Genomic DNA, 20,999 nt, shown 5'->3' on the forward strand with positions numbered 1-20,999 from the left:
CAATCAGGCCCCCAGCAACATGGCGTCAGACTTGACCGAGAAATGATCGATCAGCTTTGCCACCGTGACACCGGCCTTTTCTTCGCCGCCGATTTCCAGTTTGACCTTGCCTGCGTCAAGCATGATGACGCGATGGCCGTAATCGACCGCGTGCTGCATGTTGTGCGTGACCATCAGGGTGGTGAGTTTAAGCGCATCAACCGCGCGCACGGTTGCCCCCATGACAAGATCGGCGGTGCGCGGATCAAGGGCGGCGGTATGTTCATCAAGCAACAGCAGATCGGGCGATCCGCCGACCGCCATGATGAGGGATAGCGATTGACGTTGCCCGCCGGAGAGCAGTTCAACGCGGGTATCAAGCCGGTTTTCAAGCCCAAGACCCAGGATCGACAGGCGTTCCTTGTAATCCGAAAGGCGTTTGGCATTCAGGCCACGGGCGAAGGTGCGGCTTTTGCTGCGCAATTCGGCCAGAAGCATGTTTTCGGCCACCGTCATGCTGGCGGCAGTGCCGAGCATCGGGTCCTGAAACACACGCGCAATGCGCATGGCGCGTTTATGCACGGGCATATTGGTGACATCATCGCCATTGATCAGGATCTGACCGCGATCAAGGGGCATTGCGCCGGAAATGGCATTTAGCATCGTGCTTTTGCCCGCCCCGTTGGAGCCGATGACAACACCGAATTCGCCGGTCTGGAGAGTAAGCGACAGGTCGTCCAGCGCGATCTTTTCGTCGGGCTGGCCTTTATAAAAGGTTTTTCGTGCAGACCGGATTTCAAGCATCCGTATCCTCCGTAAAGCAAAATTGGCGCCCCCCGGTGATGCCGGAATGCGGGGCGCCAACAAAAAGACGAGGCCGGAATTTATTCGACGATGCAGCCGCAATCGTTGAATTCGGCCGGGATTTCGATGCCAAAGGCGGCGGAGGCCTTTTTCGAAATCATCGGGGCGTGGTTTTCATAGGATGGTGCGGATGGCGGAATGGTCGCCGGGTCCTTGCCATTGAGGATTTCAGCCGCAATCTTACCGGCATTCAGGCCGACCTGTTCATAATCGACCGAGAAGCTGGCGGGTACGGTGCCATTGGCAACCGCCGAGCTATCGGAATTGACAATCGGAACGCCGATCTGACGCGCAGCGGCGGAAACCGCAGCAATTGCCGGCTGGATCAGGTTTGAGGCCGGGGTATAGATGACATCAGCCTTGCCCGCGACGGCGGTGATGCGTTGCTGAATGTCATTGACGTTATCGATGCCGACCGGAACAACGGTAAAGCCCGCGGCGGGGGCGAGTTCCTGAACCTTTTCAAGCAGGGCAACATCATTGGCTTCGCCCGGGTTATAGGGCACGGCAAGGCGTTTGGCATCGGGCAGGAATTTGTGGGTGAATTCAAGAACGGCTGCGATGTCCTGAAGATCGGACGCGCCGGTCATGCCTTCGTCGCCCTTATCCCATGACGGGACCAGTTTGGCGGCCACCGGATCGGTCACGGCGGAAAACACGATTGGAATGCCCGAACCCGCCAGTGCCTTTTTGGCGATCTGGGAGACCGGGGTGGTGATGGTATAGATCAGTTTGGGGTTTTCGGCCTGCAATTTCGCGATCATCTGGGGCACCAGAGACGCATCAAAATTGGTGTGGCTTTCGGAATAGACAACGTCCGTGCCCTCGGCAAAGCCGTTGGCGGCCATGGCTTCCTTGAAGCCCGCGATGGACGCGTTAAGCTGCGGATGTTCGCCGAAATTGGCAATGCCGACCCTGATCGGTTCGGCGGATGCGCTGTTCATGGCGGCAATCATTGTACCCGCGATCAGAAGGCCTGAAAGCGCACCGGATTTGAAAAGTTTCATTGAATGAGGCTCCCTGATTTATTGGGTCGGCATGTGGCAGGCCGACCGTGCCACCGGATCATGCGAAGTTCGGCATTATCCGTCAACAGGATGTCGCACAGGGCGCAAAGCATTGCCGGGAATGAGGGAGCATACGGACAGGGTATCTGAGCCCGGTCAGGAACGGATTGCAAAGGCCCGGCTGGAAATCGAAACCGGATTTCCGGACGGGTCTTTCATATTGGCGAATTGATAGCCATCCGCCTGATGGATCGGGCCGACATCAACGCCACGGGTCACCAGTTGCTTGCGGAAGGCGTCGACATTCTTGACGTCAAAGACCAGTTTGATCAGCGACTGGCCTTCTTTCTGGCCCTTGCCCGCGGGATGGAGCATCAGGATCAGCCCATCAAGGGCAGGCCTGAGTTCGACGATGCGGTCACCTTCGAGGCGGATGGCCTGATAGACGAAAAGATCGCAGTAGAAATGGACCATTTCGTCGATCTTTTTCGTGTAGATCACGATCCGGTTGCAGGTCGTCGGCATCAGGTTTTCCGTTGTTATCAGCTGCCACTTGCGGCGCTGAATACCGTTACGCCATTCACGACAATCCGGCCATCGCGCAACAGTTCGACATCGTAATTCGTCATGCCTTGTTGGCCGGGTTCACCGGCGGCAAGGCCATCGACGGCAAAGGGCACCAGCGCGCCCAGCAGGGTCGGGCTTTGCGGGGTGCCGATCAGGTCCTGAAGGCGTTCGCGTCCGATCAGGTCAAGGTCAAGCTGGCCTGCAAAGCCGTAGCGCGCGGCCTGCTGGGCGATGAATTCACCCTTGCCCAGTGCTTCGAGGCCGCGGCCTTCGACATAGATTTCATCAATCTTGACCGGGGCACCGTTATCGGCGGCCTTTTGCCAAAGCTCGTTGGCGATCTGGCGGCGGGCAGCGCGCGGCGCAAGACCGGTCAGCATATCATTGAAGCCCTTTTCAATGATGGGTTTGGCTTCGAGCCAGGGCAGGCCGGTGCTGCTGCTTTTGATGCGCACGGTGCGCGGTTGCAACAGGCTTGGCAGCCAAAGGCCATCATGGGCGTAGTCAAGATGGGTTTCGCCATTTTCGCCGGGATAGAGCAGGAAGCTTGTCGATTTTACCGCGCCGCGTTTTTCCCGGTTCGGGCCGGTCCATTCGGCGGCCTGCCAGGAAATCCGGGCTTCGTCAGGCAGCCATCGAATGACAAGTCCGTTCATCAGCCAGTGTTTGCGCGTGATCGGTTCATCGCCAATCAGGAAATCGGCGCCGCCGGTGAAATTGACCGCCGTGCCGTTTATATAGTTCCAGCGCAGGCTGCCGAGTGCCTTGCGCATGGTCAGTTCGCGCTGGTCACTGGTGGCATCGGCCAGCATCTTGCCGCGTTCGGGCAGGGCAATGTCGATATCGACCTGATTGGCGATATCGGTATCGCTTAGCGTTACCCGGACATCTTCAAGGGCCAGTTCACGCGCGGTGCTGTAGCCGCTGAGATCAAGGCGCACACCGTCATAGGTGAAGGTGACCGCACCGTTGCTGTTTTCCGCGGATGTTTCGGTTGCGGAAATGCCGTTTTGCATCAGGATTCCATCCATGATTTCGCGCGCCTTTTGCGTTTCAAGCGCAAAGGCATTTGCACCGGCGGCGCAAATGGAAATCAGAGAAACACCAATGCCGATGACAATACGGCGTACAGGCATGATCAAGACCCCTATGGGTAATGGTTTGAACGGTTCCATTGTTTAGCGCAAATTTGGTGAAGATGGGGCAGGGATTGTGGCGAGGGCAGGCGAAGCACAGCAGAAGGACACAAGTATGACATGGATCACATCTTGTCCTGGCTGTCATCTGGAAAGCATGGGGGCGTTGCCGGTCAGTCGGTGGCGCAGCCGATTTTGTCACGCTTGCTTTCGACGGTGACCCCACACAGGAAGACGTCGACGGCGCGTTTGACCCTTTTTGTGATCTCTTCCTCGCTGAGTTTCGGAGGAGAGATCATTTTCATCACCTGATTCTGCCAGTCGCCGACAATCATCGCATCGAAAATTTCGGCATAATGATCGGGATCGTCGATGACAAGATTACCAAGGTCATTCTGGCGTTTCAGGTAGTTTGCAAGGTGTTTGCGCGTGCTTTCGGGGCCGACTTCAAGGAACTTCTCAACCATTGGTATGAAATGCTGTCCTTCGGAGAACAGAATCTGCGTGAAGCGAACGGCTTCCTCGGTTAGTATCTTGGTCGATAGTTTAAAGGCGAAGTCGGTCAAAGCGTCACGAGGGGGGAGATTGGATTCCAGCGAAATATGCAATTCCGCGGAAAACGCCATGCACCGTTCTGTCATAACGGCAGTCAGCAACCCATCCTTTCCGCCAAATGCCTCGTAGAGAGTTGTACGGGAGCCACCGGATCGAGAAATTACGTCATTTAGCGTAACGCCAGAAAAGCCTTTCTCCAGCAGAAGCTGCCATGCAGCATCCATCATCGCGCGTCGCCGTGCGAAGCCGCGACTGGATTGTTTTCCTTGGGTTTCTGACGTTTCGCTCATGGTTTTTCGATCTTTTCTGTCGACGTTGTTTTTGGCTCTTGATCGTGCAGTGCACAATGTGTACTGTACCGTACAGTATTTAATAATTCAATGGCAAAGCTGCCTGATATTCCCCGGCACGGCAGCGCTGCTTACAGGACTGTGAGAAGGAAAATCATTTTGTCGATGCGATCTTGTTTGAAACTTGCAGGCGTTGCTGTGCTTGCATTGATGGTTGCGGCCTGTGACGAGCAGAAAGAAGCGCAACAGTCGGATGCCAGCGCACAGCAGCAACCGCAGGCAACGCCGGTTGGTACCGTGACACTTGAAGCGCAGACCGTCGGTCTGATCGAGGAAATGCCGGGTCGTACCGTTGCCTTCCGCAAGGCTGCGGTGCGCCCGCAGGTCGATGGTATCATCAAGGAACGCAACTTTACCGAAGGCGCGTTTGTTGAAGCCGGTCAGCAGCTTTATATGATTGATCAGGCCGTTTATATGGCGGAACTTGACGCGGCACAGGCGGAACTTGCCAAGCAGCGCGCGACACTTGATCAGACGACCAAAACCCGCAAACGATACGAAAGTCTTGTGAAAACCCAGGCGGTTTCCGAGCAGACCTTTGACGATGCGATTTCGGCAGAAGCCCAGGCAAAAGCCGCGGTTGCCGCCGCGCGTGCGCAGGTCGATCAGGCGCGGATCAATGTGGAATACACCACCGTAACCGCCCCGATTTCCGGCCAGATCAGTTCGTCTGATGTGACCGAAGGTGCGCTTGTGACCGCCAACCAGACCGAAGCACTGACCACGATCACCCAGCTTGACCCGATCTATGTCGATGTGACGCAGGCCGGTGGCCGGTTAATGAAGATCAAGCAGGCGATCCAGAACGGCCGCATTCAGGGTGTTGAAAACGGCAAGATCGAAGTTGCCCTGATCATTGATGCGACCGGTGTTGAATATCCCCATACCGGGACGTTGCAGTTTTCCGACGTATCGGTGAATGAAACCACCGGAACGATCCGTCTGCGCGCGGTTTTCCCGAACCCGGATGGTGTGTTGCTGCCGGGCATGTTCGTGCGTGGACAGGTGCGTCAGGGCAAGCTTGATGGGGCCTTCCTTGTGCCGCAGAAAGCCGTGATGCGCCGTCCGGATGGCACGGCATATGTTTACACCATCGGTGACGGCAAGGTCGTTTCCAAGGATATCCAGATCGAACAGTCGCAAGGCGAGAACTGGGTCGTGACAGACGGTGTTTCGGATGGCGAACAGCTGATCGTCGATGGCATTCAGCGTATCGCACCGGGGGCGCCGGTAACGGCGCAGCCTGTCGAGAATGCGAATGCTGGCCAGGGTGCCGCCCAAGGTTCAGCCCAGTAAGCTGACGATTAAGGACGATTTCTAATGGCAAAGTTTTTTATTGATCGCCCCGTCTTCGCCTGGGTTGTGGCCCTGGTGATCATGCTGGCGGGGGGGCTGTCCATTTTGCAGCTGCCGATCGAGCAATATCCGTCGATTGCACCGCCATCGGTGCAGATCGAGGCGACCTATCCGGGTGCTTCGGCGGAAACTGTTGAAAACACGGTGACGCAGGTCATCGAACAGGAAATGAACGGGCTGGATTACCTGCGCTATATGTCGTCGAACAGTAGTGCGACGGGGAGTGCATCGATCACCCTGACCTTTGAACCCGAAGCCGATCCCGATATCGCGCAGGTGCAGGTGCAGAATAAGTTGCAGGCCGCCATGTCGCGTCTGCCAAGCGAAGTTCAGCAGCAGGGCATCACGGTTTCGAAATCAAGCGGTTCGTTCCTGATGGTGGCGGGCTTTGTGTCGGCCGATGGCTCGATGAATGCCGAAGACCTTTCGGACTTTGTGGTATCGACCATCGAAGACCCGATTGCACGTGTGAACGGTGTCGGTTCGGTTCAGGTGTTTGGTGCGCAGCATGCGATGCGCATCTGGCTCGATCCGAACAAGCTGATTTCCTATAACCTGACGGTTTCCGATGTCAGTTCGGCAATCGAAGCGCAGAACACGGAAGTCACGGCCGGTCAGATCGGCGGTGCGCCATCCGTGCCGGGACAGCAGATCAACGCGACGATTACGGCGCAAAGCAAGCTTACGACCGTTGACGAATTCGCCAATATTCTGCTGCGTGTGAATACGGATGGTTCGCAGGTCCGTCTGGGCGATGTGGCGCGCATCGAGATCGGTGGCGAAAGCTACGAGGTCGTTGCGCGGTATAATGCACAGGCCGCTACCGGTATCGGTATCAACCTTGCGACCGGGGCCAACGCGCTTGACACCGCCGAGGCGGTGAAAGCCCGCCTTGAGGAGCTTAAACCTTTCTTCCCGCAGGGGATGGAAGTTGTTTATCCGTATGACACGACCCCGTTCGTCAAGGTTTCGATAGAGGAAGTGGTCCGGACCCTGTTTGAAGCCATCGCGCTTGTTTTCGTCGTGATGTTCGTGTTCCTGCAAAACTGGCGCGCGACCCTGATCCCGACGATTGCGGTGCCGGTGGTTCTGCTTGGTACGTTTGGCGTTCTGGCGGCGTTCGGATACTCGATCAACACGCTGACCATGTTTGGCATGGTGCTGGCGATTGGTCTGCTGGTCGATGACGCCATCGTTGTGGTCGAAAACGTCGAACGCGTGATGCATGAAGACGGCTTGCCGCCGCGTGAAGCAACGCGCAAATCCATGAGCCAGATTACCGGTGCGCTTGTCGGTATTGCGCTGGTTCTGTCGGCGGTGTTTGTGCCGATGGCGTTCTTTGCCGGGTCGACCGGGGCGATTTATCGCCAGTTTTCGATCACCATTGTTTCGGCGATGGTGCTGTCGGTGATCGTGGCGATTGTCCTGACACCGGCCCTTTGCGCGACCATGCTTAAGCCGTCCAAGGGCGATCCGCATGCCAAAAAGGGTTTCTTTGGCTGGTTCAACCGCGGGTTTGATAAAACCAACAATTTCTATCAGGGCAGTGTCGGCCATGTTGTGAACCGCAAATGGCGTTACCTGTTCGTTTATGGCATTCTTGTCGGGGCTTTGGCCTTCCTGTTCGTGCGTCTGCCGGGCTCGTTCCTGCCGGAAGAGGATCAGGGGATCATGTTCTCGATGGTTCAGCTGCCGGCCGGTGCCTCGCAGGAGCGGACGGTCGAGGTTCTCAAGAAGCTCGAAAAGCACTTCATGGAAGACGAGAAGGAAGTGGTGAACGGTATCTTTACCGTGGCTGGTTTCTCGTTTGCCGGGAGTGGTCAGAATGCGGGTATCGCCTTTGTGAACCTGAAAGACTGGTCGGAACGGACATCGCCCGGTCAGTCGGTTGAGGCGGTGATCGGGCGGGCCTATGGTGCCTTTGCCCAGATCCGCGAAGCCATGGTCTTTGCCTTTGCCCCGCCTGCGATTATCGAACTGGGCACGGCGAACGGCTTTGACATGCAGTTGGTGGACCGTGGCGGTGCGGGGCACGATGCCCTGATCGCGGCACGAAACCAGTTGCTTGGCATGGCGGCACAGGATCCGCGTCTGGTCGGGGTGCGTCCGAACGGCCTGAATGATACACCACAGTTCGACATCAATATCGATCAGGAAAAGGCAAGCGCGCTGGGTGTCAGTATTGCCGACATCAACCGCACGCTGGCAACTGCCTGGGGCTCAAGCTATGTCAACGACTTCATCGAGAAGGGCCGTGTCAAGCGCGTCTATATGCAGGCAGATGCGAAATACCGCATGATGCCCGAAGATATGGATCATTGGTATGTGCGCAACAGCCACGCTGAGATGGTGCCGATTTCGGCCTTCTCGACCACGCAGTGGACTTATGGCTCGCCGCGGTTGGAGCGCTTTAACGGTCTTTCGTCTGTCAATATTCAGGGGCAGGCGGCACCGGGCGTTGCATCGGGTGATGCGATGACGGCAATGCAGGAAATCGTTGCCAAGCTTCCGGGCGGCATCGGCCTTGAATGGCAGGGGCTTTCCTATGAGGAACGCGAAGCAGGCGAACAGGGCCCGGCCCTTTATGCCCTGTCGATGATCGTGGTCTTCCTGTGCCTTGCCGCACTTTATGAAAGCTGGGCCATTCCGGTTTCGGTGATGATGGTCGTGCCATTGGGCGTTTTGGGGGCCGTGATTGCAGCGCTGCTGCGCGGGCTTCCCGATGACGTGTACTTCCAGGTGGCGATCCTGACCACGATTGGTCTGTCGGCCAAGAACGCCATTCTGATCGTCGAGTTCGCGCGCGAACTTTATGATCAGGGGATGGGCCTGCTTGAGGCAACGGTCGAGGCCGCGCGCCAGCGTCTGCGTCCGATCATCATGACCTCGATGGCCTTCACGCTGGGCGTTCTGCCGCTTGCGATCAGTACCGGTGCCGGTGCGGGGGCGCGTATCGCGGTGGGGACCGGGGTGATGGGCGGCATGATTGCGGCCACGATCCTTGCGATCTTCTTCGTGCCGCTGTTCTTTGTGCTGATTGTTGGCACCTTCGCCAAAAGCCGTTCGAAACGCGGTGATGTGAAGGCGGCCCACGAACATCCCGCGGAATAAACCAAAAAGCAAAGCCGGTCTGAATTAACAGACCGGCTTTGTCGGCGCGCTCGCGACGGTTGCAGACTTGTCTGCGCAGTCCCCCGACCCCGCCGTTGCGCGTGCGTAAGAAGGGCTGGTGCATTGCACCAGTCCTTTTGTTTTGTCCCGACATGGTCATAAGGTCAAGCGGGTAATTTTCCCTACTCATTCGAATGGGTTTCAACTTTCAGGTGCTATTCCTTTGTATTGGATAGGCAAATTGGCGATTTCTGTTTCACTGATCTTGGTTTTTTTCAAGCAATTTAATTGCTTTTGCGTGTGTTCAAGTTGCATTGACATCTAAAAGTTTAGTTCGATAAATCTTTATTAGGGACAGTCGTTTGATTTGCTTAACAGGGGCATACTTTTATGAATAAAGCAGTGTTACGTGGCACGACCGCGCTCGTTTTGATGTCTTTACTTGCCCTTGGGGGATGTAACAAAACTACCGGCCAGACCGTTGGCTCCATCGTTGGGGTGGTTGGCGGAACGATACTTGGTGCACAATTCGGGAACGGCACGGGGCAGCTTGTTGCGACAGCGATTGGGGCAACAGCGGGTTATATGATTGGCGATTGGATCGGGGGAATGCTGGACCCGGCGGACGCCGAAGCCGTGCAGCAAAGAACCAATCAGACACTTGATGCCGGAAATGATGGCGAGGTGGTTACCTGGAACAACCCCGATACGGGGGCAAGTGCGGAAATTGTTCCGACCAACACCCGCCAGGTTGCAGCCAAGGTGGAAGTGCAGCGCCCGAAAGTCGTGGCAAGCCCGGTTGGTATGACGATTGTCGGTGAAGAGCGTGTGGTCACCAAGGGGGCCAATGTGCGTTCCGCGCCTTCGACGGATTCTGATGTCCTGACAGGATTGCGGGCAGGAGACCGGATCAATGCGGTTGGTAGTGTTGCCAACGGTAACTGGTATCTGGTGGGGCGTGATGGCAAGGCCATTGGGTATGTGTATCACACGCTTCTGGCAGAGCCGAATGTGATCCCCGATATGCAGATGGCCGCAGCAGATACGGCACAAGATCCCGAAGCAGCGAAGGTCGCCGAGGAAAAGGTTGTAGAACGCGATAGCGATGTCATTGATCTTGACGCAGAGTTTGAGACCGAAACCCTTATCGTGCAGACGACCTGTCGCGATGTTTCCATGACAGTAAGTGACGGCAGCGAGAGCGAGCAGAAAAACTATTCTGCCTGCAAGTCGCCGGATGGTGTCTGGGAGCTGGGTTGATGGGATATCGGCGTTTTATTTTGGCACCGCTGATGATATCAGCGGTGGCTTTGTCATTGCCGTTTGACGTTGAAGCGGCAGAAACGAAGCAGATCGCGCGGTCCTCGAAGCTTGGCATTGAGCTGTTTGGTGTGGGGGGTGATAATTGGTGCAAAGCGGATGCGCATTTGAAGCTTGCACGCAACGCCGACAGTCCTTTGGTCGATAAGGAAGAAACCCTTTTTCCGACAATCGCAAAGGTATTTGATGCGGAATGCCCGCAGATGGAAACCGCAAGGATCGAGGTAACCGACAGCGCCGGGACTCTGACTCGCGACTTCCGAATTGCGAAGGCCAGTGGGTGGGCTATTGCGCCTGAGGCTGCGGTGGGTGATCCCGCGCAAAAAACTGCGGAGGATGTGACGCCGAAAGACGATGCAGCGAAAGAAATAACCGAAGTACCGGAAGCGCCGCCAGCGCCGACTGTTGCAAAGCAGGAAAAGCCGGTTGTTGTTGAGAAGAAGCAACCAGATGTTAAGCCGGTTTCCTTGACGGCCGAGAATGTCTTTTGGCTTGCAGCGAAATATTACCCGGAAGCTTTAAATGATGATCGTGTGATTGATCAGTTAGCGTCAATAGATGGCTGCAAAGAATATAACGCGGTAAAAAACAATGAATTTGATTATCGGGACTGGCGGGAAAAGGTCAGGCCGGGGGTTTTGGTTAGTTCATTGGCCGCCGGTGACGTCTTTGAGTTTACCCTCGATTTTCGCGTCGACCGGGGCTACGACTTTGATACCTCTATGTTGGATATTGGAAGCTTTACTCCTCGGGCGAAGACTTACTCTCTGACTTGCAGGTATGATAACTTCAATGACAATGTAATTGCAGGGAAGGTGTCCGTTAGTTTCGAAGGGCTACCAGATAGTTTTAACCAAAAAATCTATTTGCCGGATGATTTAGGGCGTAGCGCGGTTGATCGACTGCAGGAAACGCGCAATGAAGTCCATGTTACTTATCGTGCACGGTTAAAGGATGGTGGGCTTGAAGACGAGCGTTGGAACCGGTTTTACAAGCTTAAAGCCGAATTCATTGATGTTAAAATCTATACCGGAAAGCAAAAGGATTATTTGCTGGTCCATCATGATGAGGCGAAGTTTGTTGCGGCGCGTGAACAGCATATGGCCGAAGTGAGGAAGGCCGCAGAAGAGCAGCGTCGGGCCGAGGAACAGCGTCTTGCTGCCCAGCGCAGCCATGAAGAAGAGCTGCGCCGTGTTCAGCAGGAACGCGAGGATGCGCAAGCGCAAAAGCTTTATGAAAGTCTTGCCGGAGATGGTGTCGTTCCGGCCAAGCTTGCGGCCCTGCATCACGATGGCAATCCGTCTTTTGACAATCCCTATGATATTGCCGCCACTGCATTTTCACGCGGGCGGAAATTCCCGGTTCGGGCTTTTGTGGAGGTCGGGGAGCGCGACAGTGTCGGTTATCGCGCCAAATGGCCATCGCGTGTCTATCTGACGGGGGAGGGGCTAGAAGAAGGTGATTGGTATTTTGTTTCCGGCATGGGGGACGGCCAGAAGATCGATGGCGCGCTTTATAGCGTTATATCAGTTGATAAGGCGACGAAATGTGATGGCCGGATTTGCATGAATAAAGAAGATGTTGCGGCTTATGTCCGGTCACAATATCCACAATGGTCAGGCGCAAGGGAATAGGTGTGGATATGGAACAGAATAATAATCATATGTCCGAGCCTTCCCGGAAAGGTCGCAAAAAAGTCGGGCTGATTGCAGCGTTGGTTGCGATTGTGGTTCTTGTGGGGGGATATTTCGCCTTTCAAAGTCATATCGCGAATGAGGCAGAAATCGAGATCGCCCGGTTCCTTCGTGAAAACCAACTTGATCGCGACATCCGTTATCGTGAAATCGATGCGTCCCTCATTGGGCAGAGCGTGACTTTGTATAACCTGCGACTGAGTTTGCAGGGAACAGAGGGCACTGTTGGGGCATTAACTGTTTCGAACTATGATTTGGACGAACGTAGCGGCCAGTTGAGAAGTGTCGATCTTCTGCTGGAAGACGTTGATTTTCCGATTGCAGCAAGTCCGTTCGGACTATTTGGCGGACCGTCGCCGTTTCTGATCGGAATGGACGCTATGCGAGGCGATATTGGTATTGAGTATGAGTATGATATCGCCAAAGGTGACGTGTTGGCGGCCGTTGAGGTTTCGATGCCTGATTTACTTGATGGTGAGTTCGAAGTCAGTATCAGCCGTTTCACGGCCCCACCAGTGGAGCGTTTTTCTGCGCGTGGCTTTAATACAATGGGGCGGATGCTTGATGACATGGGGAAGGCCGATTTGAATTCGGTTTCTCTGCGTTTGACGGATCGGGGGCTTAAAGACCGGATTGCAGAATATGCCAGTGTGGAAAGTGGGGCTGCTCTTGATGGGGCAGCCTATCGCAAAGAGCTTTTCCATAAGCTGGATCATCAAATTTCGGAAAATCCACCCCAAAGTCGGTTCGAGAATGACATGGCTGAGGTGGCCAAATCAGTACTCGATGCTTCCGGGGGGACTTTAAAAGTTGCCTATGAACCGCAGTACCCGACACCGTTTGAAGATATTGGTTCGGCTGTATTCGAGGTTATGTTTGGTGGCTTTGGGGGGCTTGGAAAACAGGCGCCCCGTAACCGTGATGCCTTGTCAGATATGATCGATCGCGATGTGTTGAAAATCGAGTTCGATAGCTGATTAAAAAAGGAAGCAGCCGTCAAAGGCTGCTTCCTCTGCTTCCTTGAAGCAATCTGGGCTAAAAATCTATTTCCGCACCAACACCGCCAAAAGCCTATCCAGGAACTTTTCGCAGCGCGCGAGTTGGTCGAGTTCGATGAATTCGTCGGGTTTGTGGGCCTGTTCTATGCTGCCGGGGCCGCAGACGACGGTGGGGATGTCGCCCATCGCCGAGAATACACCGGCTTCGGTGCCGAAGCTGACCTTGCCGGTGGTGTTCGCCCCGGTCAGTTCCATGACCAGTTTTGTGACTTCCTCGTCATCGCCGGTGGCAAGGCCCGGCATGTCGGAGACGACTTCGATTTCGACCCCGACATCGTCATAGGTTTCGCGCATTTGCGGGATCAGGGTGTTGTCGAGATAATCGAAGATCAGGCCTTTGAGTTCGTTGCGATCATGATTGGGAAGATTGCGGAATTCGAAATCGACATAGCAATTCTGCGGAATGATGTTGAGCTGTGTGCCACCATGGATCACGCCGCTGTGGAAGGTCGTGTGATTGGGCACGAATTCATCATCATGCGGGCCTTCATTGCGGAATTTTTGGCCAAGGCGGCGCAGGAACACCATGAATTCGGATGCGAATTCAACCGCATTGACACCTTCGCCCGGCAGCGACGAATGGCCCGACCGGCCGGTGAAATGTGCGCGGGCGGAATATTTGCCCTTGTGCTGGGTAATCACCTGCATGTTGGTGGGTTCGCCCACGATGCACATGGCGGGCTTATGGGGCAGGGCGTTGATCGCCTCGACCAGGCTTGGCACGCCAAGGCAGCCGACTTCCTCGTCATAGGTGAAGGCCAGATGGATCGGCACGCGCAGATCGGCATTTTTGAAGGTTTCTGCCTTGGCCAGCAGACAGGCCAGGAAACCCTTCATGTCGCAGGCCCCACGGCCATAAAGTTTGTCGCCGCGGATATCGGTGGTGAACGGGTCGGATGCCCAGTTCTGGCCTTCGACCGGGACCACGTCGCTGTGACCTGACAGGATCACGCCACCATCGACCGCCGGGCCGATGGTGGCATACAGGTTGGCCTTGCTTCTGGTTTCGTCAAACACGACCGCGCACAGATAGCCCAGACCTTCAAGATAGCTTTGCGCCTGTTCGATCAGGGCAAGGTTCGGGGTCAGGCTGACACTTGGATGGCTGATCAGTTTGGCAAGCCAGTCAAGGGTTGCGGCAGACGGCATGGCGGTGGTGTTGGCGGCACTCATTCGACGAATTGTTCCTTAAGAATGCGTTCTTCCAGATTGTGTTCGGGATCGAACAGCAATTTGATTTTCATGTTGCTGTCTTCGCGGATGATCACGCGTGAGACATCGCGAACCTCGGTATAATCGGCCACGGCGGAAACCGGACGTTTTTGCGGATCCTGCACATCAAAAACGACTTCGGCCCCATGCGGCAGAAGCGCGCCGCGCCAGCGACGCGGGCGAAACGGGCTGATCGGGGTCAGGGCCATAAGGCCGCTTCCCATCGGCAGGATCGGACCGTGGGCCGACAGGTTATAGGCCGTACTTCCGGCCGGTGTGCAGACCAGTGCGCCATCGCACACCAGTTCGGCCAGCCGTTCGACCCCGTCGATCTTGATGCGCAGTTTTGCTGCCTGCCGGGTTTCGCGCAGAAGCGAGACTTCGTTGATCGCAAGCGCGCACATGCTTTCGCCCTGCATGGTGTGGGCTTCCATCTGAAGCGGGTGCAGTTGCACGGTCTGGGCCTCTGCAATGCGTTCGGGCAGGTCCATTTCACGGAATTCATTCATCAGAAATCCGACCGTGCCCCGGTTCATGCCATAGATCGGCACCTTGCGCCCCATATAGCGATGCAGGGTTTCCAGCATGAAGCCATCCCCGCCAAGTGCGACAATCACATCCGCCGTTTCCGGTGAGACATGGCCATAGCGATGCTTTAACCGGTACATCGCGTCCTGGGCAATTTTGGTGTCGGCGGCGACAAAGGCGATGGAATGAATATGCATCTGCTTTCCGATCGAATGCGATCCTGTCATCGCATGCCACCATAATCGTGTCAGGGTGGCGTTGGGCGTGGTTCCGGGCGTGGTTCTGAACGTTTCCGGTTTTATTTCTGGCCGGATATGGGGGCCGTATCACCGGCCCGCAATCCCGTAATAGAGACTGGTTTACATGTAATTGCAAGGGGCTGCATCATCGCACGCGCGGGGATCGCGCGGGGATACTGTGCGCAAGGTCACGTTGGGTTCGATGTGCTCTCATATTGACCTTGGGGCAAAAACAGGGGAACCTTGGGCAGCCTTATCGAACATGGCACAAGATATAAAAATCATGAGCAAACCGCCCTTTAGCATTACTGCCGCACTGGCCCGGATTTCCCATCCGGATGATCCGGTCGATGAGGGCACGATTGAAAATGCCATTGCCGACCATGCGCAAAATGCGCTGGCGACGACCCGACAGCCCCGCAATCCGCAGGCAACCCGCAAGCTGATCCTTGATGCGGCGTTTTATGAAATCCGCATGGCCGGGTTTGCCGGGGCATCGATCAATCAGATCCTGGAACGGACCGGCACGACCAAGGGCGCGCTTTATCATCATTTCCCCGGCAAGGCCAAACTTGCCCATGCCGTGATCGAGGAATGCCTGCCGCAATATATTGATGATGTGTGGCTGCGGCCGCTTGACGGGGCGGATGATATCCTGCCGGTGATGATGGGGCAGGTGGATTGCCTTGGTACCAAGGATGCGCCAAAACTGCTTGAAGGCGGTTGTCCTCTGGCACGGCTGGCGTCGGGGGCGGCGGAACTTGATGAAAATCTGCGCAAGCGTATTGATGGGGTTTATCGATACTGGCGGCGCGGTCTGGCGCTGCATCTGGGCCATGGACAGTTCAATAAAACCATCCGCACCGATATCGAACCGTCATCGGTTGCGGAATTCATCATCGCCGCCCTGCATGGCTTCCTGACCCGCCCGCCTGCCTTGCGCAACAGCGAAACCCATGGCGCGTTTGCGCGCGAATATGCGCGGTATCTTAATGGGTTGCGGCCCTAGCGTTTAAAGGTTGCGGGGGATGCTCAAACACTAATGGCTGTCTTTATAACAAAAAATAACTGTTATTATATATTAATTGACATCAGATGTATGGTGATTATATAGATTTCACAAATTTCTAATTCACCACATCGGAGACAGGCCCCATGCGTTCTCTTATTCTTTCTGCTGCGGCAGCAGTGGCGATTGTCTTTGGCGGTGCGGCAGCACAGGCCGAGCGCCTGACAGAAAAGCCGCTGGTTGATGCCGCGTGGCTTTCGGACAATCTTGATAACCCGTCTTTGGTGGTTGTCGATATCCGGTCGCTGACCAAAGAAGGCAGCCCCTATGATGCCGGGCATATTCCGGGGGCGGTGTTTGCGCCCTATGGCAAGTTCGGCTGGCGCGCCAAGGTTGGCGATGTTGTCGGCCAGTTGCCGCCGGTTGATGTGATATCGGCCCGGATCGGCAGCCTTGGCATTGATAATGACAAACAGGTTGTTGTTGTGCCGGCCGGTCAGAACAGTTCGGATTTCGGTTCGGCGACCCGTGTTTACTGGACCTTTAAGGTGCTGGGCCATGATGCGGTTACCATCCTTGATGGCGGGCAGCGTGCCTGGGAAGCAGCCGGCAAGCCGGTTTCAACCGACGCGGTCGCCCCGCAGACCTTGGCATTCAATGCCAATTTCCGCCCGGAGCTTCTGGCGACGGCCGATGATGTTGCCAAGGCGCGTGAAAATGGTGTCGCGCTGGTTGATGCGCGTCCGTCGGCACAGTTCCGCGGCGAGCAGACCAGCCCCGTCGTGGCGCGTGCCGGTGCGATCCCCGGTGCGGTCAATATCGAACAGTCGGCGTTTTATGATGATCAGAAAGGCCAGTTTGTTGCATCCGATGTGATCAGCGGCCTGGTTGAAAATGCCGGTGTGTCGAAAGACGGTGATGAAATCACCTATTGCAATACCGGCCATTGGGCATCGGTTGCGTGGTTTGGCCTTTCGGAAGTGATGGGCAACAAAAACACCCGGATGTATGACGGCTCCATGACCGAATGGGCGGCTGATCCGTCGCGCGACGTGGTCGTTCCGGAATAATTCGGAAATACGGCGTAACACCCCTATAATACACGATGTTTTGACGGAACCGGGTTGCCCGGTTCCGTTCGTTTTCAGGTTTCCAGTCAGATAGAGCGTCACCACCATGTCTGAAACGACCCTTAATGTCCGTGCTTCGGGCTTTAGTTTTGACAAAGGGCCCGCAGCCGTCACGGCGATCCTGTTTGTGATTGTCGCGGTGCTGATTGCGCAGGCAGTCGATATCCATCAGGCCGCGCTTTATGGCCTTGGCGGGTTGCTGGGCATTGCCCTTTATCATGCGTCATTCGGTTTTACCGGTGGCTGGCGGCGGTTTTCGGTCGAAAAGCGCGGCCGCGCGATGCGGGCCCAGCTTTTGATGATCGGCATTGCCGCGGCGGCGTTTATTCCCTTGCTTGCCATCGGCGCACCACTTGGTACCCCGATTGTCGGCGCGGTGGCACCGGTTGGCGTTTCGGTTCTGGTCGGCGCGTTCATGTTCGGCCTTGGCATGCAGCTTGGCGGCGGATGCGGATCGGGGACGCTGTTTACGGTTGGCGGCGGCAGTGCGCGCATGTTGCTGACCCTTGTGTTCTTTATCGTGGGTGCTGTGATCGGCACCGCGCATTTGCCGATGTGGCTTGAACTGCCTTCCATGCCGCCCATGAGCCTCGGAACCGAATTTGGCATTTGGGGCGGGTTGGGCGTGACCTTTGCTGGTCTGGCTTTGGTGGCGTTGATCACGATCTGGGTTGAAAAACGCGCCCACGGTTCGATTGAAACCGCACCGGTGGCATCGCGTGCGGGCTTTGCCCGGTTGCTGCATGGTCCGTGGCCATTGGTCGGGACGGGTATCCTTCTGGCCGGGCTTAATGTTGCAACGCTTCTGAGTGCGGGGCATCCGTGGTCGATCACGTTCGGGTTCGGGCTTTGGGGGGCGAAGATCGCCCAAGGTATCGGCATTCCGGTTGAAACCTGGGAATTCTGGAACTGGGCCGGTCCGGCCAAGGCGCTTTCAAATTCGGTGCTGGCGGATAATACGTCGGTGATGAATTTCGGCATCGTGATCGGGGCGGCATTGGCGGCAAGCCTTGCGGGCAAATTCGCGCCCAAAGTGAAGGTGCCGTTTGCGTCGCTTCTGGCGGCGGCAGTTGGCGGGATTTTGATGGGCTATGGGGCGCGGCTGGCGTTTGGCTGCAATATCGGGGCGTTGTTTAGCGGCATTGCCTCGGGCAGCGTGCATGGCTGGCTCTGGTTTGTGATGGCCTTTGCCGGTAGCTGGATCGGTATTGCGCTGCGCCCGGTATTTGGCATGGACGGATTTAAAAAGTCATGAGCGAGAAAAATACAATCCTGTTTGGTGCGGTGTTCCTCGCGGCCAGCGGTGCGGTGGTGTTTGATCATTATCATCACACCAGCACGCCCGCCAATCCACCGGCAATATCCAACCCGGCCAACAGTCCGGCGGTCGGGTGTAATCCGTGTGCGGGTAATCCGTGCGGATCGAACCCTTGTGCGGCGAACCCTTGTGCCGCCAATCCTTGTGCGGGCTATAACCCATGTGCTGCGAATCCATGTGCCGCGAGTCCCTGTGCGGGTTATAATCCTTGTGCCGCAAATCCATGTGCCGCAGCGCCGTGCGGTGCCAACCCGTGTGCCGCATATAACCCGTGCGGCGCGGGAAACCCCAGTGCGGCGTTTAACCCGTGCGCAGCAGAAAATCCGTGTGCGGCATATAATCCTTGGGGGGCAGGGAGCCCTTGTTCTGCCAATTAGGAACAAGGATATTTGCAATCAAAACAAGCCCGCGCTGCTTAAGTGACGGGCTTGTTTGCAAAATAAGCGTGGCCCATGACAAACATGGTGTTTGACAAGCAGACAAAACTCTGCGCATGTTGCCCTTGTTATCTGATCGCTCCAGAAGCGTAGAGGGGACTTTATTGGCCTCGCCTGTTGAGTGATCTACCGGAAAACCGCATTGAAGGGCCCTACTACGCGGGCTTTTCCGAAAGAATATGCAAGGCGCAGAGCTGACGTAATACATTCAAGGGCCGATTCCCTTCCCTCTGCTGCCGCAATACCAAGAGATACTTTTATTTGACCCAATTTTCGGATCTCGGCCTGGCCGAGCCCGTCCTTCGCGCTCTCAAGCATGAAGGCTATGATGCGCCAACGCCGATCCAGGCACAGGCCATCCCATCTCTCCTTGAAGGCAAAGACCTTCTGGGGATCGCACAGACCGGCACTGGCAAGACTGCTGCTTTTGCACTGCCGATCTTGGACCGTCTTTCCAAAAACGAAACCCGTACCCCGGCGAAATCATGCCGTGTGCTTGTGCTGGCGCCGACGCGTGAACTGGCCGCCCAGATTGGCGACAGCTTCCGTGCCTATGGCCGCTTCATGAACACCACGGTTGCCGTTGTTGTTGGCGGGGTTGCGCATGGTCCGCAGATCAAGGCGATCACGCCGGGTGTTGACGTTCTTGTCGCAACACCGGGCCGTTTGCTTGATCACATTGATGCAGGCAAGCTGAAACTTAACAATGTTGATGTCGTCGTGCTCGACGAGGCCGATCACATGCTTGATCTTGGCTTCCTGCCGCCGATCAAACGCATTATCAAGATGCTGCCGCGTTCGCGCCAGAACCTGTTCTTCTCGGCCACCATGCCGTCGCAGATCGGGCAGCTTGCCGGTGATATGCTTTCCGATCCGGTCAAGGTTTCGGTGACCCCGGTTGCCACGACCCAGGAACGCGTCGAGCAGTCGGTCTATATGATCGAGAAAAATCGCAAGCGTCAGCTTCTGGCGGAATTGCTTGATAACCCGCTTTTCAAACGCACCCTTGTTTTCACCCGCACCAAGCGCGGGGCGGATCGTGTGGCGCGTCATCTTGAAAGCTGCAAAATCAGTGCTGCTGCGATTCATGGCAACAAAAGCCAGAATCAGCGCGAACGTGCCTTGAACGCGTTCAAGGATGGTCAGATCGGCGTTCTGGTCGCAACCGACATTGCCGCACGCGGTATTGATGTCGACGGTGTGACCCACGTTGTGAATTTCGAACTTCCGAATGTTCCGGAAAGCTATGTTCACCGTATCGGTCGTACCGCACGCGGTGGGGCCAGCGGTTCGGCGATTGCATTCTGTGATGAAGAAGAGCGCGGTCTTCTGCGTGATATCGAAAAAACCACCCGTCAGTCGATCCCGGTAATCGATCGTCGCGATGCAAAGGCAGCCGCCGAGCAGGACGCTATTTCAAAAGCCGAACGCGATGCCAATCCCGATCGTCGTGCCAGCAATGGTAACGGTAATGGGCGTGGCCGGAATGGCGGTGGTCGTCCGGGTGCAGGTGGCCGTAACGGTCAGGGGCGCAATGACGCCCGTGGTCGTAATGATCGCAATGACCGGAGCAATGATCGTCGTCGCACCGAAGAAACCACGCGCGATGTCGCCAGCGGATCGGAAAATTCCGGCCGTTACAAGGGCGGCATCAAGGGTGGTGCGGATCGTAACGAACGCAATGATCGCAATAACGAGCGTCCTGATCGCGCAGCGGCCCGTCCGCAGGCCCGCGACGGCGCGCGTCGTGACGGTCGTGACAGTCGCGATGCCCGTGATACCCGTAACGCCAATGGCGATAACCGGGTTCGGACACCGAAAAAGGTGACTTCGAACGGGACGGGCGGCGGTGACAACCGCATTGCATCCAACCTTTCATTCCTTGGCAGCTCGGACGAGCGCCGCACAACCGGCAACGGTGCGACTGCAAATGGTAAACCGGGTCAGTCCGGCAAACCGGCAACCCGCAACGCACGTCCGGGTCGTGCGCGCCCCGGCAAGCCAGTCGGTGGTCGTCCGGGCGCACGCCCGAATGGCGAACGCCGTTCTGAAAACAATTCCGGAAACCGCAGCAGGCGCGAAATCGCCTGAGGCAGCTTTCCAAACTGATTGGTGCATCCACGCGGGAT

General features: G+C 56.3%; 16 protein-coding genes. 9 read left to right on the plus strand and 7 right to left on the minus strand.

What is annotated here, in order from left to right:
• Nucleotides 1-3 precede the first annotated feature (3 nt).
• The 5 genes from TH3_RS05085 to TH3_RS05105 all read right to left on the minus strand — a co-directional run bounded on the left by TH3_RS05085 (nucleotide 4) and on the right by TH3_RS05105 (nucleotide 4,335).
• Nucleotides 4-783, minus strand: a complete 780-nt coding sequence (locus TH3_RS05085; protein ID WP_007090706.1) for an ABC transporter ATP-binding protein — start codon at nucleotides 781-783, stop codon at nucleotides 4-6.
• A gap of 80 nt (nucleotides 784-863) precedes the next feature.
• Nucleotides 864-1,850, minus strand: coding sequence for an ABC transporter substrate-binding protein (locus TH3_RS05090; protein ID WP_007090707.1), 987 nt, complete (start codon nucleotides 1,848-1,850; stop codon nucleotides 864-866).
• A gap of 156 nt (nucleotides 1,851-2,006) precedes the next feature.
• Nucleotides 2,007-2,375, minus strand: coding sequence for a VOC family protein (locus TH3_RS05095; RefSeq protein WP_007090708.1), 369 nt, complete (start codon nucleotides 2,373-2,375; stop codon nucleotides 2,007-2,009).
• A gap of 17 nt (nucleotides 2,376-2,392) precedes the next feature.
• The gene (locus TH3_RS05100) at nucleotides 2,393-3,553 is read right to left on the minus strand and encodes a hypothetical protein (protein ID WP_007090709.1); all 1,161 of its coding nucleotides are present in this window, start codon (nucleotides 3,551-3,553) and stop codon (nucleotides 2,393-2,395) included.
• A 173-nt stretch (nucleotides 3,554-3,726) separates the two neighbouring features.
• On the minus strand, nucleotides 3,727-4,335 hold the full coding sequence (locus TH3_RS05105) for a TetR/AcrR family transcriptional regulator (RefSeq protein WP_276525153.1): 609 nt from the start codon (nucleotides 4,333-4,335) through the stop codon (nucleotides 3,727-3,729).
• Between the two features lie 228 nt (nucleotides 4,336-4,563).
• Between TH3_RS05105 and TH3_RS05110 the strand changes: the two genes are divergently transcribed.
• From TH3_RS05110 to TH3_RS05130, 5 genes are all read left to right on the plus strand, one after another.
• Nucleotides 4,564-5,754, plus strand: a complete 1,191-nt coding sequence (locus TH3_RS05110) for an efflux RND transporter periplasmic adaptor subunit (RefSeq protein WP_007090711.1) — start codon at nucleotides 4,564-4,566, stop codon at nucleotides 5,752-5,754.
• Between the two features lie 24 nt (nucleotides 5,755-5,778).
• On the plus strand, nucleotides 5,779-8,925 hold the full coding sequence (locus TH3_RS05115; protein ID WP_007090712.1) for an efflux RND transporter permease subunit: 3,147 nt from the start codon (nucleotides 5,779-5,781) through the stop codon (nucleotides 8,923-8,925).
• 390 nt (nucleotides 8,926-9,315) lie between these two features.
• On the plus strand, nucleotides 9,316-10,185 hold the full coding sequence (locus TH3_RS05120; protein ID WP_007090713.1) for an SH3 domain-containing protein: 870 nt from the start codon (nucleotides 9,316-9,318) through the stop codon (nucleotides 10,183-10,185).
• On the plus strand, nucleotides 10,185-11,879 hold the full coding sequence (locus TH3_RS05125) for a hypothetical protein (protein ID WP_007090714.1): 1,695 nt from the start codon (nucleotides 10,185-10,187) through the stop codon (nucleotides 11,877-11,879). Before TH3_RS05120 ends, TH3_RS05125 begins: the two co-directional genes overlap by 1 nt.
• An 8-nt stretch (nucleotides 11,880-11,887) precedes the next feature.
• Complete coding sequence (locus TH3_RS05130; protein WP_007090715.1) at nucleotides 11,888-12,916, plus strand: hypothetical protein; 1,029 nt, start codon at nucleotides 11,888-11,890, stop codon at nucleotides 12,914-12,916.
• 66 nt (nucleotides 12,917-12,982) lie between these two features.
• Here the strand turns inward: TH3_RS05130 and argE are convergent, their stop codons facing one another.
• Together argE and TH3_RS05140 are read right to left on the minus strand one after the other, a co-directional pair.
• Nucleotides 12,983-14,170: an acetylornithine deacetylase gene (argE, locus tag TH3_RS05135; RefSeq protein WP_007090716.1), complete on the minus strand. Its 1,188-nt coding sequence runs from the start codon at nucleotides 14,168-14,170 to the stop codon at nucleotides 12,983-12,985.
• Nucleotides 14,167-14,934, minus strand: a complete 768-nt coding sequence (locus TH3_RS05140; protein WP_037992041.1) for an NAD kinase — start codon at nucleotides 14,932-14,934, stop codon at nucleotides 14,167-14,169. The genes argE and TH3_RS05140 overlap by 4 nt, the downstream gene beginning before the upstream one ends.
• Before the next feature lie 325 nt (nucleotides 14,935-15,259).
• Between TH3_RS05140 and TH3_RS05145 the strand changes: the two genes are divergently transcribed.
• The 4 genes from TH3_RS05145 (at nucleotide 15,260) to TH3_RS05160 (ending at nucleotide 20,961) form a co-directional block, all read left to right on the plus strand.
• A complete protein-coding gene (locus TH3_RS05145) occupies nucleotides 15,260-15,985 on the plus strand; it encodes a TetR/AcrR family transcriptional regulator (protein WP_110252816.1) in 726 nt (241 codons plus the stop codon).
• Between the two features lie 146 nt (nucleotides 15,986-16,131).
• Nucleotides 16,132-17,055, plus strand: a complete 924-nt coding sequence (locus TH3_RS05150; RefSeq protein WP_007090719.1) for a sulfurtransferase — start codon at nucleotides 16,132-16,134, stop codon at nucleotides 17,053-17,055.
• Between the two features lie 106 nt (nucleotides 17,056-17,161).
• Nucleotides 17,162-18,370, plus strand: a complete 1,209-nt coding sequence (locus tag TH3_RS05155) for a YeeE/YedE family protein (protein ID WP_007090720.1) — start codon at nucleotides 17,162-17,164, stop codon at nucleotides 18,368-18,370.
• Between the two features lie 761 nt (nucleotides 18,371-19,131).
• Nucleotides 19,132-20,961, plus strand: a complete 1,830-nt coding sequence (locus TH3_RS05160; protein WP_007090721.1) for a DEAD/DEAH box helicase — start codon at nucleotides 19,132-19,134, stop codon at nucleotides 20,959-20,961.
• Nucleotides 20,962-20,999 lie beyond the last annotated feature (38 nt).

It is taken from the genome of Thalassospira xiamenensis M-5 = DSM 17429 (assembly GCF_000300235.2).
Classification (GTDB): domain Bacteria; phylum Pseudomonadota; class Alphaproteobacteria; order Rhodospirillales; family Thalassospiraceae; genus Thalassospira; species Thalassospira xiamenensis.

Excerpts from the sequence above, each read along its gene's own strand:
- TH3_RS05085 (WP_007090706.1), bottom strand. The coding sequence starts at position 783 with ATGCTTGAAATCCGGTCTGCACGAAAAACCTTTTATAAAGGCCAGCCC.
- TH3_RS05090 (WP_007090707.1), bottom strand. The coding sequence starts at position 1,850 with ATGAAACTTTTCAAATCCGGTGCGCTTTCAGGCCTTCTGATCGCGGGT.
- TH3_RS05095 (WP_007090708.1), bottom strand. The coding sequence starts at position 2,375 with ATGCCGACGACCTGCAACCGGATCGTGATCTACACGAAAAAGATCGAC.
- TH3_RS05100 (WP_007090709.1), bottom strand. The coding sequence starts at position 3,553 with ATGCCTGTACGCCGTATTGTCATCGGCATTGGTGTTTCTCTGATTTCC.
- TH3_RS05105 (WP_276525153.1), bottom strand. The coding sequence starts at position 4,335 with ATGATGGATGCTGCATGGCAGCTTCTGCTGGAGAAAGGCTTTTCTGGC.
- TH3_RS05110 (WP_007090711.1), top strand. The coding sequence starts at position 4,564 with ATGCGATCTTGTTTGAAACTTGCAGGCGTTGCTGTGCTTGCATTGATG.
- TH3_RS05115 (WP_007090712.1), top strand. The coding sequence starts at position 5,779 with ATGGCAAAGTTTTTTATTGATCGCCCCGTCTTCGCCTGGGTTGTGGCC.
- TH3_RS05120 (WP_007090713.1), top strand. The coding sequence starts at position 9,316 with ATGAATAAAGCAGTGTTACGTGGCACGACCGCGCTCGTTTTGATGTCT.
- TH3_RS05125 (WP_007090714.1), top strand. The coding sequence starts at position 10,185 with ATGGGATATCGGCGTTTTATTTTGGCACCGCTGATGATATCAGCGGTG.
- TH3_RS05130 (WP_007090715.1), top strand. The coding sequence starts at position 11,888 with ATGGAACAGAATAATAATCATATGTCCGAGCCTTCCCGGAAAGGTCGC.
- argE (WP_007090716.1), bottom strand. The coding sequence starts at position 14,170 with ATGAGTGCCGCCAACACCACCGCCATGCCGTCTGCCGCAACCCTTGAC.
- TH3_RS05140 (WP_037992041.1), bottom strand. The coding sequence starts at position 14,934 with ATGCATATTCATTCCATCGCCTTTGTCGCCGCCGACACCAAAATTGCC.
- TH3_RS05145 (WP_110252816.1), top strand. The coding sequence starts at position 15,260 with ATGAGCAAACCGCCCTTTAGCATTACTGCCGCACTGGCCCGGATTTCC.
- TH3_RS05150 (WP_007090719.1), top strand. The coding sequence starts at position 16,132 with ATGCGTTCTCTTATTCTTTCTGCTGCGGCAGCAGTGGCGATTGTCTTT.
- TH3_RS05155 (WP_007090720.1), top strand. The coding sequence starts at position 17,162 with ATGTCTGAAACGACCCTTAATGTCCGTGCTTCGGGCTTTAGTTTTGAC.